Origin of the sequence: Rahnella bonaserana (assembly GCF_019049675.1) — a bacterium.
Classification (GTDB): domain Bacteria; phylum Pseudomonadota; class Gammaproteobacteria; order Enterobacterales; family Enterobacteriaceae; genus Rahnella; species Rahnella bonaserana.
Genome location: NZ_JAFMOW010000059.1, coordinates 177,767 through 192,078 on the forward strand (window position 1 = coordinate 177,767; position 14,312 = coordinate 192,078).

Genomic DNA, 14,312 nt, shown 5'->3' on the forward strand with positions numbered 1-14,312 from the left:
TTGCTAATCGTACAACCATTTACCGGCTTTTGCCGACTCTATCAACATACCAATAGTAAAATCGGGTACTTGAACTGGTATTACTTTTTTGAATGGATTCCAAGAAATATATACATCTGGGTAATATGTTTCAGTACAATAATTACCTTTATCAACATTGAACTTTGCAAAGTACTCATTCATTAAATCATCAATTTCATACTCATCAATGCTTAAGTCTGTATCGAGATCTGTATCAGGTGTTAGTATTACTTTTTTAATATTGAACAGATAGATACCGGCATAAGGCCGGATGAAGTCATAGATTTGTTGTTCCATATTGTCTACCATAATTTATCATTATCCCTTGCTATCATGTTGTAATCACGAATTGACTTGTAAGTGATTTCAGAAACATCAGCAGCAAGTACAATAATACCAAGTAAGGGAATATTACGGCCTACAAATGGGGCTATATTACGAACCATCACTCGCCTTGTTGTCCAAGGCGTATATCCCCCTAACCAAGTTGGTAAGGAGACCCCAAAAGGAAATTTCGACTTCTTAAAGACTGTTCGTGCTGCTTTAGATGCGTGTGAAGTACCTTTGGTAGCACCCATAGGTTTCGCTCTGGTTGATAGATCATTCCTGCCAGAAAGGATTGCAACTATAGCTCCGAAATCTACGATACCTAAACCGAATTGATCTACTGTATTTTCGCAGAAGATCATAAAAAGCATCTGACCAGCAGTTAAATTTGACTTGCCCGCATAAAAGTATGTTCCATTTAGTTCTTCAACCGTATCCATACACTTTCCCTTTATGTGACCTCTAAAGAGTATACAACTGATTAAATTATTGAACATTAAAATGAGAGTGCAAAATATCTGATTATTTAATAATTGACACCTGGATTACTTACGAATAATACCTATCGATTATTTAAACCATGAACATACCACTTGCTTTTATTTTATTCCTTTGAGCATAACCTCATAAACCGGCTTTCATTTATTTATAGTAATAATTATAGATAGCCTTATTACCCAGAAACTTTAGCCAATAAAGCGGAGTACCTCCCGGAAAACGCATAAGACTGCAATCTCCGGGAATTCAAATCTACTGTATACAAAGCACCAGCCAGGATTGCAGTTCGGTCAGTTCTGCCCGCATCGTGGGATTCTGCTCAATGATTTTCTGGCACGTTTGCCCGATATCCTGCGCATGATAGCGTGTACCGACGAGTGCGTCGGCTAAAGCCAGTAACGGCGCAGGGTTCAGGCTGTCAGTGAAAATCTGCGCACGGCTGATGCTGCCTTTTTCAACGTCAAAGTGAATATCCACGCCGCCCCAGACAAAACGCTCGTTCAGCAGATGGCTGAACGCCGGTGCTTTGCCGAAGTTCCATTCCCAACTGCTTTGTTTAGCGAATCGCTCCGGGAAGCCCGGAATGTCTGGGAAGACATCCGGGGAGATAATTTCCGGCTCCACACTCGCGCCGTACCAGTCGAAGAAAGCGGCAGTGACGGCTTCACAAATCTGCTCGTGGTTGATGTCCGGCACGAACTCACTGAGATTCGCCACCCTTGAGCGCACTGATGTAATTCCCTTCGCCTGCAGTTTTTTAACATCAGGATTGAGATAGTTTGCCAGACGGCTCAGGTCAGCATTGAGAAGCAATGTGCCGTGATGAAAACCGCGGTCTGCGGTTTCACGGTAAGCTGACCCCGAGATTTTCCGCTCTCCTTCAGCGGTCTGCACCACCAGGTCGTTGCGACCGGAAGCACTGGCATCAATCCCCAAACGTTTTAAGGCATTGAGGATTATGTTAGTCGAGACACTTTTGTCATATTCCGGTTTACCGGCCATAAACGTGAAGCAGGTATTGCCCAGATCATGAAACACCGCGCCACCGCCACTGCTGCGACGCGCCAGACGAATGCCGTCTTCTTCCATCCTCCGGGTATTACATTCTTTCCAGGGATTTTGTGCCTGCCCGATCACTACCGTTTCGGCATTACGCCAGAGGAATAAAACCCGCTGAGTCGTCATTTCGCGGAAAATGCAATCTTCTACGGCAAGGTTGAACCAGGGATCGTAAGAGTCGGAAAGTAATAGTCTGAGAGGTTTCATCGCATATTCATCCTGAATGAGTCTGCTCTGATAATAACAGCAAAAAACAGGATGAAATACGCAGTGAAATCAGGGGGAATGGATTTTATGCCGTATCAGATACGGCGAGCCTGCCAGTACACTTTGCGCCAGTAAACGTTATCGAGCGAGGAACGCGTCACGCCCTGACTGGTAGAGGCGTGAATAAACTGGTCTTCGGTATCATAAATCCCGACGTGCAAACCATTCTCTCCACTGCCGGTTTTAAAGAAAACCAGATCGCCTGGAAGCAGTTCATCACGGGAGACTTTTGTACCGATTTTAGTCTGATCGACCGTTGTTCTTGGCAAGACCACCCCAAAACGATCGCGATAAGTGCGAAAGACAAAGCCCGAGCAATCAACACCGTTGGGTTGTAAGCCGCCATAGCGATAAGGCGCGCCGTGCCACTGACTGAGCTGGTCATTGAGCTCGGCAACCACAGTAATAGAATCAGCAAACCGGCCACTTGGCGGTGGAGCGTGGCTGCTGCAACCGTTAAGAATTAACGCGGCAACAGCCAGCAGGGAATACATGGATACGGACGACCAGCGCATAGTGCATTCCTTCCTCAATAGCGTCACGGCATCAACGGAACACGAAGGTTTACGCGGGCCGGATAAGTCGCCGTTATCTAAGAACTAATAGAATTTAGCGCTATTTTATCCGTCATCCAATCTTTAATGATGATTTTTATCGTTTCAGAATAAATTTATTCAGGCTTTTTTGCAGGTTTGCTGTGAATCAACCAGACACCGGACAAGATAAGCAAACCGCCCGCCGTTTTGGTTAAGCTGATGCTTTCATTGAACCAGGGCAAAGTCACCGCAGCGATATACACCAGCGCATAGCTTAGACTCAGCAGGGTATAAGCGCGGTTGAGCGGCAAATGCCTTAAGGCAAAGAACCAGCAGCCCATTGATAATACATAGCCGCATAAGCCCAAAAATACGGCAATCAGCGCGGTTAAATGGCTAAGAACAAACGAGGTATCGGCTGCCGACAGAGCAAACCACGGGATCTGCACCATCCCCCATTTCATCAGCAACTGCGCTGCTGTTACCAGTACGACGCTGGCCCCGCCCCACAGATAGCCTTTCATAAGCTGACACTCATCAGTGCGATCCCCGACATGATTAACACGACGCCGCACCAGTGGCGTCCGTCGACGTATTCATGGAAAAACCAGCGGGCACATAATGTGATGAGGACGAAATTGAGACTGAGCATTGGGTACGCCTGACTGAGCGGCAGCAGTTGTAACACCCGCAGCCACAATAACATGGCGATGCCAAGCAGCAGCACCGCCAGACCAAGCCAGCGCAGGACCCGCGCCATACCGTCAGCGGACACCTGCGCAGCCTGCTTCTGACAAAGCTGGCCGGCACAGGTGATCACACTGACTGCCAGAACCAGAAGGAATCCGGTCATGGCAGTTTTTTGTAGAACAGCAGCGCCTGACGGTCGATTAGGATCGTCTGATCAGCAGCCGGCATAGTCGATTTCACATGCGCATTTCGATCAAGTCTGAGGATCACAGAAACATTTCCTTCCTGACGGGCTTTCTGCAGCCATGCCGGGAAGCCTGCCGCGTCAATAAAGTTATCTTTAGCATCAGGATAACTTAATCCGTATTGCAGCTCGCCTTTTTCATCAAACATCAGAATATCACTGCGTTTAAGCGCCCAGGCGACAGCAGTAGCCACACCGACATTATCCGTCAGGACATAACGGCTGTCCTGCAACAGACTCATGTTTTTCTCTAAAAACACTTGCGGCTGTTTAGAATCCATCACCTTTTGAGGAATAGCTTGCCCGACCAGCAGCGCCAATACCAGCGGGCAGGCAGCGCCCCAGTACCAGCGTGTCTTCACCTCGGTCAGAGACATTGCCCCTGCCAGCGCCCAGACGGCAAAACAGAGAATACCGATCAGAGCGCGGGGTAATTCCGTACGGGTAAAGACGGCTTTAACATGGAACGGCAGAATGCCGGATATCACCAGTACGGCAACCGCCATCAGAACACCAAAGATGATGTTGATGACACCATTCGCTTTCAGTGCGCGTAACTTCCCGGACTGACGGATCTGTTCAAGATAATCGGCCATCAGCAAGGCAATCGGCGCAAAGCACGGCAGAATGTAAGTCGGCAGTTTACCTTTGGCGATGCTGAAGAAGATCAGCGGCATAATCGCCCAGCTCAGCAGGAAGAACAGCTCCGGGCGCATAACTCGCTTAGTCCAGCCCTCACGCAGCGCACCCGGCAACAGGCCGAGCCACGGCAGAACGCCCAGACAGAGCACGGGCAGATAGAACCAGAACGGCGCTTTATGTTGTGCATCCGCGTCTGCAAATCGCTGAATATGTTCGACCCAGAAGAAGTAATTCCAAAAATCGGGTTCATGCCGCGCAATCGCCAACACCCAGGGCAGGCTCAGAACCACAGCACTCAAAACCGCCAGCGGCCCCCAGCCAAACAGGGTTTTAAAACGCTTTTCACGCCAGACAATCGGCAGAACCGCAATCACCGGCAGCGCCAGCGCCAGAAAACCTTTGGTCATAAAGCCCATACCGCAGGCCAGTCCAAGCGCTATCCAGCTCATGGCTTTTTGCGGTGTACGCGAAACCCGCAGGCAGAACCAGGTCGCCACCATAGCCGCGGTCATCCAAAGCGTGATCATCGGATCAAGAACGCTGTAGGTGCCGATACTGAACACCAGCAGGGTGGAAAGGTAGATCAACGCGGCAGTGTATGCAGTCTGGCGATTGCGCCACATCAGATTTGCCAGCCAGAACACCAGAATGGCGCTCAGCATAGTGCTGAATACTGAACCAAAACGCACCGCAAAGTTGCTGTCACCAAAAATCATCTGGCTGATATTGTTAAACCAGTAACCTGCCACCGGTTTTTCGAAATAGCGCAATCCGAGAAGATGAGGCACAACCCAGTCGCCACGCTGAAGCATTTCGCGGCTGATTTCGGCATAACGGGTTTCATCAGGTTGCCATAACAGGCGGGTATTTAGTGGAACAAGATAAACGAGCGCGAAGAACACCAGGATCATGGTGCTCCATACGCCTTTAATAGTTTTCGACATCAGGAGAAACCTTCTTGCTGACAGCCTAACCAACCTTCCCGTCCAGGGAAACTGGCGCGAACCACTTTGCCTTTTGGCAATGTACTGAGATCTTGCGGCAGTAACTCGCCCAGCGCGCAAAACCGGATACCCAGTGCCGCAGCACGGGTCAGTAACTCGTCAAATTGCGTGGCCAGCGACATTCCTTCCACTTCAGCGTGGATGGTATAAACCGGCACACCGGCGTCTTGGGCGATAGCCTCAAGAATAAAATCGTTGAAGTTATCCGCCGTAATTTCGCCGCCCGCCACTTCATCGTAAGTCGGTAGCGTCACCGGAATTTGCACGGTTCCCAGAGTTCCATTTTTCAGTACCGGCAGGAAAGGACGGGTGCCGCGGCAATCACTGTTGTAAAAGAAATGAAAACGTTCTTTCACTTCTATGACGCGTTCATCAGCACGCCAGCCCGCCACCGCCGAACATTCGACGTCATGACCCAGGCTTTTTTCCAGTGCATCCAGCCCCAGCCGGATCTGTTCTTCCAGCTGTTTATCTGACCATTTACCAACTTTTGCCTGCCAGCCCTGATGATCCCAGGCGTGCAATCCGACTTCGTGGCCCCGCTTCGCGGTTTCTTTCATCAGATAACCGAGATCACGGGCGATGGGTTTACCCGGCCAGGCGGTACCCGCCAGCAAGATATCCCAGCCGTAAAGAGAAGCAGCGTTAGAGCGCAGCATTTTCCACAGAAAGCGCGGTTTAAGCAGGCGCCACAAGTGGCGCCCCATGTTATCCGGGCCAACGCTGAAGAAGAAACTGGCGGTAATTTTATGTTTTGCAAGGGTTTGCAGAAGCTGAGGGACACCCTCCCGGGTGCCGCTCCAGGTATCCACATCGATGCGCAGACCCACTTTCTTCATGTCTGGCACCGTATCAGGCTTTGTCAGCGTCAGTGTTTACAGAACGCAGGAAGAAATCCAGCGTGTCGGCGACGGTTTTATCCATGCCAATTTCAGGTTTCCAGTCCAGCAGACGGCGGGCATTTTTGATGCTCGGCGTACGATGCTCAACGTCCTGGTAGCCTTTACCGTAGTAAGTGCTGCTTTCGACCAGATTGAAACCGGCAAACGGCGGGAACTGGGCGCGAAGCGGGTGAGCTTCAAAGCTTTTCAGTAGCATTTCTGCCAGCTGACGAATGCTTGCTTCGTTCGTCGGGTTACCGATGTTGATAATCTGACCGTCACACAGGTTGTCGCGGTTCTCGATGATGCGGAACAACGCTTCGATACCGTCGTTGATGTCGGTGAAGCAACGTTTCTGCTCGCCGCCATCGACCAGTTTGATCGGTGAACCTTCGACCAGATTCAGGATCAGCTGAGTGATCGCACGGGAGCTGCCGATACGCGCAGCATCCAGGTTATCCAGACGTGGCCCCATCCAGTTAAACGGGCGGAACAGTGTGAATTTCAGGCCTTCTTTCGCGCCATATGCCCAGATAACACGGTCCAGCAGCTGTTTAGAAACAGAGTAGATCCAGCGCTGTTTGTTGATCGGGCCGACGATCAGACGGGAATGATCTTCATCGAATTCTTTGTCATCACACATACCGTAAACTTCAGACGTCGACGGGAAGATGATACGTTTTTTGTATTTCACACAGTCGCGTACGATTTTCAGGTTTTCTTCGAAATCCAGTTCGAACACACGCAGCGGGTTACGGGTGTATTCAATTGGCGTAGCGATAGCCACCAACGGCAGAACGACATCACATTTTTTAATGTGATATTCGATCCACTCAGAATGGATGCTGATATCGCCTTCAACGAAGTGGAAATGCGGATTATCCATGAAGCGGCTGACCGCATCAGAGCTGATATCCAGACCATAAATTTCATAACGGTCTTCACGCAGCAGGCGTTCGCTCAGGTGGTTACCGATGAAACCATTCACACCCAGAATCAGCACGCGGGTACGACGTTTCATGACGGCCGTTGGCAATGTCGCAACGCGCATATCCGGCATGATGCCCAGCTCAAGCGCCAGACGGGAACCCTGAACATACAGGCCGTTTTCACTCTGCCCTGCAAGGATCTCCAGTGCGCCTTCGCCACAGGCGATAGTCAGCGGATCAGAAGAAAGCACGGTGCCCGGCTGTTTGTCATGCTGAGTATCCAGCGGACGAGCACGCCATACAGTCAGTTTACGCTGACCAAGATAAGAGAATGCGCCCGGGTAAGGTTCGGTCACAGCGCGGATCAGGTTGTTAATTTCAGTAGCAGATTTATGCCAGTGAATTTCGCCATCGGCAGCAGTACGACGACCGAAGTAACTTGCCTGAGATTCATCTTGCGGAGTCAGCGTGATCTTGCCGGCCTTCATTTCCGGCAGGACATCGGTCAGAAGCGCTTTAGCAGCATCGCGTACTTTAGCGTGTAATTTCAGCGCGGTGTCATCGGCGGCGATAGCCACTTTACGCTGACCCACGATATCACCCGCATCAGGGCGTTTAACCATTTTATGCAGCGTAACGCCTGTTTCGGTTTCGCCATTGAGCAACGCCCAGTTAACCGGTGCGCGGCCACGGTAGCGTGGCAGCAATGAACCATGCAGATTGAAACCGCCGCGTGGCGCAAGAGATAAAATCTCTTCGCTCAGCATGTTGCGATAGTAGAAAGAGAAAATGACATCAGGCTGTAAAGCACGGATGCGGTCGACCCACAATGGATGGTTAACATCTTCCGGTGCATAAACCGGCAGATTCAGTTCAGCGCCCTGACGGGCAACAGATGAAAAGAACTTGTTTTCATTCGGGGCGTCGGTATGGGTAAAGACCGCCTGAACGTCATAACCTGCATCAACCAGAGCCTGTAAACCAACACAACCAATATCATGGTAAGCAAATACAATCGCTTTCATCACTCTTCTTCCTGACTGTTATCTTCGGAACGAACGCCGACGACTTTTTGAACGAAATAACGGGGACGCGCACGGACATCATTGTAGATACGCCCGATGTATTCACCGAGTAACCCCATGCCCACAAACTGCGCACCGATAAACATGAATAACAATGCAAATAACGTGAAAACGCCATCCGCTGCCCAGGCGGGACCGTTAATGAGGCGCATTAAAATAAGAAACACCGCCAGCACAAAACCGAAAATGGCGATTGCGCTGCCAACGACGCTCAGCATTCTCAGCGGCGTCGTCGTCAGACAGGTGATCAGGTCATACATCAGGTTGATGAGTTTCATCAGGCTGTATTTGGAATCACCGAATTCTCGCTCAGAGTGCTGAACAGGGATTTCAATCGTTTTGCGCGCGAAGGTGTTTGCCAGAATCGGGATAAAGGTGCTGCGCTCATGGCAATGCAGCATGGCTTCAATAATGTGGCGGCGATAGGCACGCAACATGCAACCGTAATCGCCCATCGATTTGCCGGTAGCACGCTGGATCATCATGTTGATCATTTTCGAGGCCGATTTACGGAACCAGGAATCGCGGCGGTTTGCGCGCACGGTACCGACAACGTCATAGCCCTCATCGGCTGTGTCGACCAGGCGCGGGATCTCTTCCGGTGGATTTTGCAGGTCAGCATCAAGCGTAATGACCAGATCACCGGTCACATGGCTAAAACCAGCCATAATGGCGGAATGCTGACCGTAGTTTCGGTTGAGCAAAACGGCAATAACATGGCTGTCAGGTTGTTCTGCAGCGGCGGCGAGCATATCGCCGGAACTGTCAGAACTGCCATCATCCACGAGAATGATTTCGTACTGTTGGGTTAATTGCTTACAGGCTGCCTGCGTACGAGATAACAATGCGGGTAAGCTTTCTTCTTCGTTGTAGACCGGGATAACCACCGAGACTTTACGAATTGGTTCGTATTGCGCCACTACTGCGCCTCCAGAAGGGAAAAAAGAGCCGCGACAACACGGTCCACATCGCTGTCCTGCATATCAGGGAACAGCGGTAAGCTGCACAAACGTGCCGAATTCCATTCGCTGTTTGGCAGGCTCAGATGCGGATAACGTTCGCGGTAATATTTTTGGGTATGAGCTGCGCGGAAATGCAAACCGGTTCCGATCCCCTGCTCTTTCAGGCGTTCCATCAGTGCATCACGGCTGATTCCGCAACGCTCTTCATCCACACGGATCATGAATAAGTGCCATGCATGAAGGTGCGGGTAATCCGGCACATTCATTGGCAGATAAGGTGACCCCTGTAATTTATCCAGATAACGCTGCGCCAGTTCGGTACGGCGCGCATTGATCTCATGCAGACGTTTAAGTTGAACGACTGCAATAGAAGCGTGAATATCGGACAAATTGTATTTAAAACCAGGCTCGACAACTTCAGCCTGCGGTTTGCGACCGAGGACCTGACGGTCAAATGCATCAACGGCCAGACCGTGGAATTTCAACGCGCGGACTTTATTCGCCAGCTCGTCGTCGTCCGTGGCTATCAGGCCACCTTCAGCACAGGTCATATTTTTGATGGCGTGGAAGGAGAAAATTGCCGTTCCCTGTGCGCCAATCCAGCGGTCACGGTAACGGGTACCTGCCGCGTGCGCAGCATCTTCCACTACCGCAATACCGTGTTCGTTGGCGACAGCGTAAATCGGGTCCAGGTCTAAAGGCGCGCCCGCATAATGTACCGGGATAATTGCTTTGGTTTTCGGCGTGATGGCGGCAGCAATGGCTTCTGCACTGACCATCAGGGTGTCCGGGTCAACGTCAATCATGACCGGTTCTGCACCCAGCAACACAATCATATTGATGGTCGAAACCCAGGTTTGGGAAGGAGTGATCACTTCATCGCCGGGACCGATGCCCAGCGCCATCAACGTGACATGCATTCCACCGGTTGCGGAACTCACTGCGATAGCATGTTTACAACCGAAAGCGGCAGAAAAATCCTGTTCCAGCTGGTTTGTTTGCGGCCCGGTGGTTATCCAGCCTGAACGCAAAACCTGTCCTACAGCCGCTATCTCTTCTTCGCCCATAGAAGGACGGGAGAAAGGCAAAAAGTTTTCCATTACGCTATCCCGAAAGGTAATTAATTGGTACCAACTTTAGACCGTATTTATTTAACAACAGGTAAACACTGTCATGAATTTATGAATCTTATGATGTCGGTTTAATCTTAATTTAACCTTAAGGATTTTCCAGTTGTGTGAAGTTAAATAGAAACTAAACCAGAAGAAAAGAAATAACCTTGATGCCTCAAAGTTATTTAAAAACAAGGCATTGAATTCAATTCAATGGCACGCCGAAAAATGAACTTTATTTAGAATTTGAAAACATTGTTCTTTTTATGAACAGGGCTGGCCCTTTTAAAAACCTAACAGCTGATAATAAAATAATTACACCGCTATTCATTAAGTAATGCGTTACGCCATCGCCGCCATTACCCACTGTCGACCAGCCAGTTCATATCCCTGAAATGCCACCTTATAAACTGCAGAAAGTTTTTCAGGCTGCATAACATCAGAACATTTCCCCGCTGAAACGACCTCACCCGCCGACATCAGCCAGACCTCATGCGCATAATGCAAGGTATGATTGAGATCATGGTCACTTATCACCACTGAACGTCCGGCAGCACAGAATTCTGTAAGCAACTGATCCAGCGCCTGCTGCTGCGCCACGTCAAGACTGTTCATCGGTTCGTCGAGAAATAAAAGCCTGCTGTCAGGATTCACGTCAGGCCACACTTGCAACAAGACCGCCGCGAGGCGAACCCGCTGCCATTCACCACCTGAAAGATGTGTGACCGGACGGGCAAGTTTATCGTCAAGATGCAGCGCAGCACACAATCTTGCAATCGTGCGCTCCAGGACCTCAGGATCAGAATGTTGTGGCTGATGCAGTGACAGATACTGGAAGACCGGCATCAGGGATGCCGGTGTCAGTTGCTGGCAAAGCCAGGCGCGCAAACGAGCCAGACGCGGGCCCGACAATTCAGCCAACCTTTGTCCGTCGATACATACCTCACCTTTACCGCCCGACATCCCTGCCAGCCGGTTAAGCAAGGTGCTCTTTCCTGCCCCGTTTGGCCCGATAAGATGTATCCGGCATCCGGCCGCGATGTGCGAACTAAATGCCTGAAGGCGACCTTCGACCGCAATTTCGCGACATTCCAGCATCTGCGCTTCCATGACTCAGTTATTTAGCCAGTGCTGCTTTAATCGTTTCCATCAGAATAGGATCTTCCGGCGTCATGTCCGGTGCGAAACGCTGAACAACGGTGCCATCGCGACCGATAAGGAATTTCTCAAAGTTCCACAAGATGTCATCGGGTTTTAAAGGCTGACGGCCTTTGCTTGCAAGACGCTCATAGAAAGCACTGTCTTCTGGTTTTACCGCAGCAGGACGGGCAGAAATCATTGCAGAATACAACGGATGACGGTTCTCGCCATTAACGTTGATTTTGCTGAACATCGGAAATTTCACGCCAAAGTTCGTGGTACAGAAGGTTTTAATTTCCTCTTCAGTGCCCGGTTCCTGCGCGCCAAACTCATTGCAAGGGAAGCCCAGAACCTCAAATCCCCGGTCATGCCAGGCCTGATAAATATTTTCCAGACTTTCATATTGTTTGGTCAGGCCACATTGTGACGCTACGTTCACAACCAGCAATACAGAACCTTTATAAGCGCCCAGCGTTGTGGTTTCGCCATCAATGGTTTTCAGGGAGATGTCAAAAATGTCATTACTCATCGTTTTTATCCTGATAGTTGCAGGTTAGGTTAAGGGAGAGCATAGACGACCCGCCGTAAATAATCAGCGGATTTGTCCGACTCTGATCAGAAGCCAGATGAAGACCGGAGCCCCCAGCGTGGCGGTAACAACACCGACTGGCAATTCAGCCGCGTACAGACCAATTCTTGATACCACGTCAGCGAGAAGTAACACGCAGCCGCCACCCAACGCACAGGCTGGCAGTAAACGGCGCTGATCAGTGATACCCGCAAGGCGCAGAATATGCGGGATAACCAGCCCGATAAAACCAATCACGCCGGACAACGCGACGCTCAGCCCGACAATCCAGCCCACCGCGAGAACGAGCACATATCGCCAGGTTGTCAGCGATATCCCCAGTTGCTGCGCCTGTACGATACCCAGTGACAGCAGATTGAGGGCGTTGCCCTGAAAGACCAGCCACAATAATATCGGCAACAGCAGCAATGCCAGCCAGATCTGGCTCCAGTCAACACCTCCGAACCCGCCCATCATCCAGTACATCAGCTGGCGCAAATCGAGATTACTGCTGAAGTAAATGGCCCAGGTCATTAAGGCACTGCAGACGATACCAATCGCCACGCCGACCAGCAGCATGCGGGCGTTAGTTAAAAGGCGTTTGCGGGAAATCGTTAACAGGAAGAATGTGACAGTCAGTGCGCCTGCAATTGCCGCCAGACTCATCACCCAGACAGGTAAAATACCGTTGCTGAGCATGACACAAAATACCAGCGCAACACCGGCACCATTGGCAACGCCAAGCAATCCTGGTTCTGCGAGCGGATTTTCGAATAATGACTGCATCACTGCGCCCGCAACGGCAAGACTGGCACCCACTAAAATTACCGCGATAGCGCGGGGTAACCGCAGTTGCCAGACAAAAAGTCGCGCCTCGTTGCTGAGCCACTGATCGGGCCATAACCAGTTTTCACCCGCACTCAGACTGAATACGCAGATGATTACCAGCAACAGGCTCAGCACCACCAGCCAGCGGCGGTCACGGCGTTCCCGTTGTTGTTCAAGAGCAGAATAGGTCTGCGGAATTGGCATGAAAGGCAGTTTCCTGGGACTCACTGTGGATGACTATTCTACCGATATTAGTCAGTTAGCTGTGGCGAGTGAACCGGATAATGATAAAAACAGGAAACAAAAAAGCCGGTGACAAAGCACCGGCCTGGAAAATCTTTACGAAAGCGGCAGAATTAGTGACCCTGATGGCCATCTGGCGGGATCGGCTGGCCTTTCCCGTGATTGCTGTTATGCCCTTCCTGATGATCGCGATTATCGTGGCGATCACCATTATCATGATGATTGCCATTGTCAGGATGCCCCTGCTTGTGAGGCGGATTGTTGTGGCCACGCTGTGGCGGTTTGGGATCCCAGTGGTTGCCATGCCAGTACATACCATGCTCATTGCGCTCACCGTAATGATGCCCCTGATGATCATGCCACCACTGCGGCGGACGCCAGTCGTAACCATCCCAGTAATAGCCACGCTGATCCTGATCCCCGAGGTGGACGGATACGCCGGGTACGTTAACGTCAACAGAAACATTTGCCTGCGCGATCACAGGCAATGCCAGTGCACAACAAAGCAATAAAAGAGATTTTTTCATAAGAGTCACGCCTTCTTTATTTTTTATGACGCGTTTTTTATATCAGGCGGGAAAGACAGAGAATATAAGAGTGCAGCGCATTTTCGGATAACTTGCTGTGGCCTTACAATAAGAATACAAACATATCCTGATTGAAATACATCAACAGGATGACGATTATTAACTATTCAATTCTTATTACTATACTAACAAATCTTAACGCAAGCCTGACGATAACCCGCCTGCCTTTTATTTATAATAAAATTGTTATTCCAATAAAGGACATTTCTATGCGTCGTATTCTCGCTTTCTTTGGTGTTGCTCTGGTTGTTGTAAGCCTTAGTGGCTGTATCTTCCCTGGGCCTTATGGTCACGGTGGCGGTCATGGCGGTGGTCATCCGCATTATTACTGGCGCTAACATTAATTAAGATTTTTGGTCATTGCATTTGTTTATTTACTGACTGCGAATCTGAATATAAACAGATATCAATGCGTTTAACATCAAGGGGCTTCGCCCCTTTTTTGTTTTATACAACCGTTGAATATATTTCAACCCCTGTAATTACTTGAATAAAACAGCACTGATGAAAAAGTCAGCCCTTAATTAACAGTCATCAAGGTGATGATATTATTTTGCCCCGCTATATCGTTAAATTTAATCTATCAGACGATTCCTGAAACAACTACCCCATTAACGAAATCTTTTCACTTCCTGCGCAATTTAACAAAAATTATTTCCTCTCAGATACCGGTAAATGCAGTCCAAAAA

The 14,312-nt window shown here is 49.8% G+C and carries 16 protein-coding genes; 1 reads left to right on the forward strand and 15 read right to left on the reverse strand.

What is annotated here, in order from left to right; translation table 11 throughout:
- Window positions 1–3: 3 nt before the first annotated feature.
- From J1778_RS09565 to J1778_RS09635, 15 genes are all read right to left on the reverse strand, one after another.
- Complete coding sequence (locus J1778_RS09565; RefSeq protein WP_217172969.1) at window positions 4–330, reverse strand: DUF1493 family protein; 327 nt, start codon at window positions 328–330, stop codon at window positions 4–6.
- The gene (locus J1778_RS09570; protein ID WP_217172970.1) at window positions 324–788 is read right to left on the reverse strand and encodes an STM2901 family protein; all 465 of its coding nucleotides are present in this window, start codon (window positions 786–788) and stop codon (window positions 324–326) included. Before J1778_RS09570 ends, J1778_RS09565 begins: the two co-directional genes overlap by 7 nt.
- 310 nt (window positions 789–1,098) lie before the next feature.
- Window positions 1,099–2,112: a lipoate--protein ligase gene (locus J1778_RS09575; RefSeq protein WP_217172971.1), complete on the reverse strand. Its 1,014-nt coding sequence runs from the start codon at window positions 2,110–2,112 to the stop codon at window positions 1,099–1,101.
- Between the two features lie 95 nt (window positions 2,113–2,207).
- Window positions 2,208–2,687 carry an NlpC/P60 family protein gene (locus tag J1778_RS09580; RefSeq protein WP_217172972.1) on the reverse strand — a complete coding sequence of 160 codons (480 nt, stop codon included), beginning with the start codon at window positions 2,685–2,687 and terminating at the stop codon, window positions 2,208–2,210.
- A 155-nt stretch (window positions 2,688–2,842) separates the two neighbouring features.
- On the reverse strand, window positions 2,843–3,232 hold the full coding sequence (gene arnF, locus J1778_RS09585) for a 4-amino-4-deoxy-L-arabinose-phosphoundecaprenol flippase subunit ArnF (RefSeq protein WP_217172973.1): 390 nt from the start codon (window positions 3,230–3,232) through the stop codon (window positions 2,843–2,845).
- On the reverse strand, window positions 3,229–3,561 hold the full coding sequence (arnE, locus tag J1778_RS09590; protein ID WP_217172974.1) for a 4-amino-4-deoxy-L-arabinose-phosphoundecaprenol flippase subunit ArnE: 333 nt from the start codon (window positions 3,559–3,561) through the stop codon (window positions 3,229–3,231). Before arnE ends, arnF begins: the two co-directional genes overlap by 4 nt.
- On the reverse strand, window positions 3,558–5,228 hold the full coding sequence (gene arnT, locus J1778_RS09595) for a lipid IV(A) 4-amino-4-deoxy-L-arabinosyltransferase (RefSeq protein ID WP_217172975.1): 1,671 nt from the start codon (window positions 5,226–5,228) through the stop codon (window positions 3,558–3,560). Before arnT ends, arnE begins: the two co-directional genes overlap by 4 nt.
- On the reverse strand, window positions 5,228–6,127 hold the full coding sequence (gene arnD, locus J1778_RS09600) for a 4-deoxy-4-formamido-L-arabinose-phosphoundecaprenol deformylase (protein ID WP_217172976.1): 900 nt from the start codon (window positions 6,125–6,127) through the stop codon (window positions 5,228–5,230). The genes arnT and arnD overlap by 1 nt, the downstream gene beginning before the upstream one ends.
- A 13-nt stretch (window positions 6,128–6,140) precedes the next feature.
- Window positions 6,141–8,123: a bifunctional UDP-4-amino-4-deoxy-L-arabinose formyltransferase/UDP-glucuronic acid oxidase ArnA gene (arnA, locus tag J1778_RS09605; RefSeq protein ID WP_217172977.1), complete on the reverse strand. Its 1,983-nt coding sequence runs from the start codon at window positions 8,121–8,123 to the stop codon at window positions 6,141–6,143.
- Window positions 8,123–9,103, reverse strand: a complete 981-nt coding sequence (arnC, locus tag J1778_RS09610) for an undecaprenyl-phosphate 4-deoxy-4-formamido-L-arabinose transferase (RefSeq protein WP_217172978.1) — start codon at window positions 9,101–9,103, stop codon at window positions 8,123–8,125. Before arnC ends, arnA begins: the two co-directional genes overlap by 1 nt.
- Window positions 9,103–10,245 carry a UDP-4-amino-4-deoxy-L-arabinose aminotransferase gene (arnB, locus tag J1778_RS09615; protein ID WP_217172979.1) on the reverse strand — a complete coding sequence of 381 codons (1,143 nt, stop codon included), beginning with the start codon at window positions 10,243–10,245 and terminating at the stop codon, window positions 9,103–9,105. The genes arnC and arnB overlap by 1 nt, the downstream gene beginning before the upstream one ends.
- Window positions 10,246–10,599: 354 nt before the next feature.
- Complete coding sequence (gene btuD, locus J1778_RS09620) at window positions 10,600–11,355, reverse strand: vitamin B12 ABC transporter ATP-binding protein BtuD (RefSeq protein WP_217172980.1); 756 nt, start codon at window positions 11,353–11,355, stop codon at window positions 10,600–10,602.
- A gap of 19 nt (window positions 11,356–11,374) precedes the next feature.
- On the reverse strand, window positions 11,375–11,926 hold the full coding sequence (locus J1778_RS09625) for a glutathione peroxidase (RefSeq protein ID WP_217172981.1): 552 nt from the start codon (window positions 11,924–11,926) through the stop codon (window positions 11,375–11,377).
- 63 nt (window positions 11,927–11,989) lie between these two features.
- On the reverse strand, window positions 11,990–12,997 hold the full coding sequence (gene btuC, locus J1778_RS09630; protein ID WP_217172982.1) for a vitamin B12 ABC transporter permease BtuC: 1,008 nt from the start codon (window positions 12,995–12,997) through the stop codon (window positions 11,990–11,992).
- 152 nt (window positions 12,998–13,149) lie between these two features.
- Window positions 13,150–13,563 (reverse strand): DUF2502 domain-containing protein, encoded by a 414-nt coding sequence (locus tag J1778_RS09635; RefSeq protein ID WP_217172983.1) that lies wholly within the window; start codon window positions 13,561–13,563, stop codon window positions 13,150–13,152.
- A 269-nt stretch (window positions 13,564–13,832) separates the two neighbouring features.
- Here J1778_RS09635 and J1778_RS24715 point away from each other — a divergent pair, with 269 nt between their 5' ends.
- On the forward strand, window positions 13,833–13,961 hold the full coding sequence (locus J1778_RS24715) for a hypothetical protein (RefSeq protein ID WP_274388744.1): 129 nt from the start codon (window positions 13,833–13,835) through the stop codon (window positions 13,959–13,961).
- The last annotated feature ends 351 nt before the right edge of the window (window positions 13,962–14,312 follow it).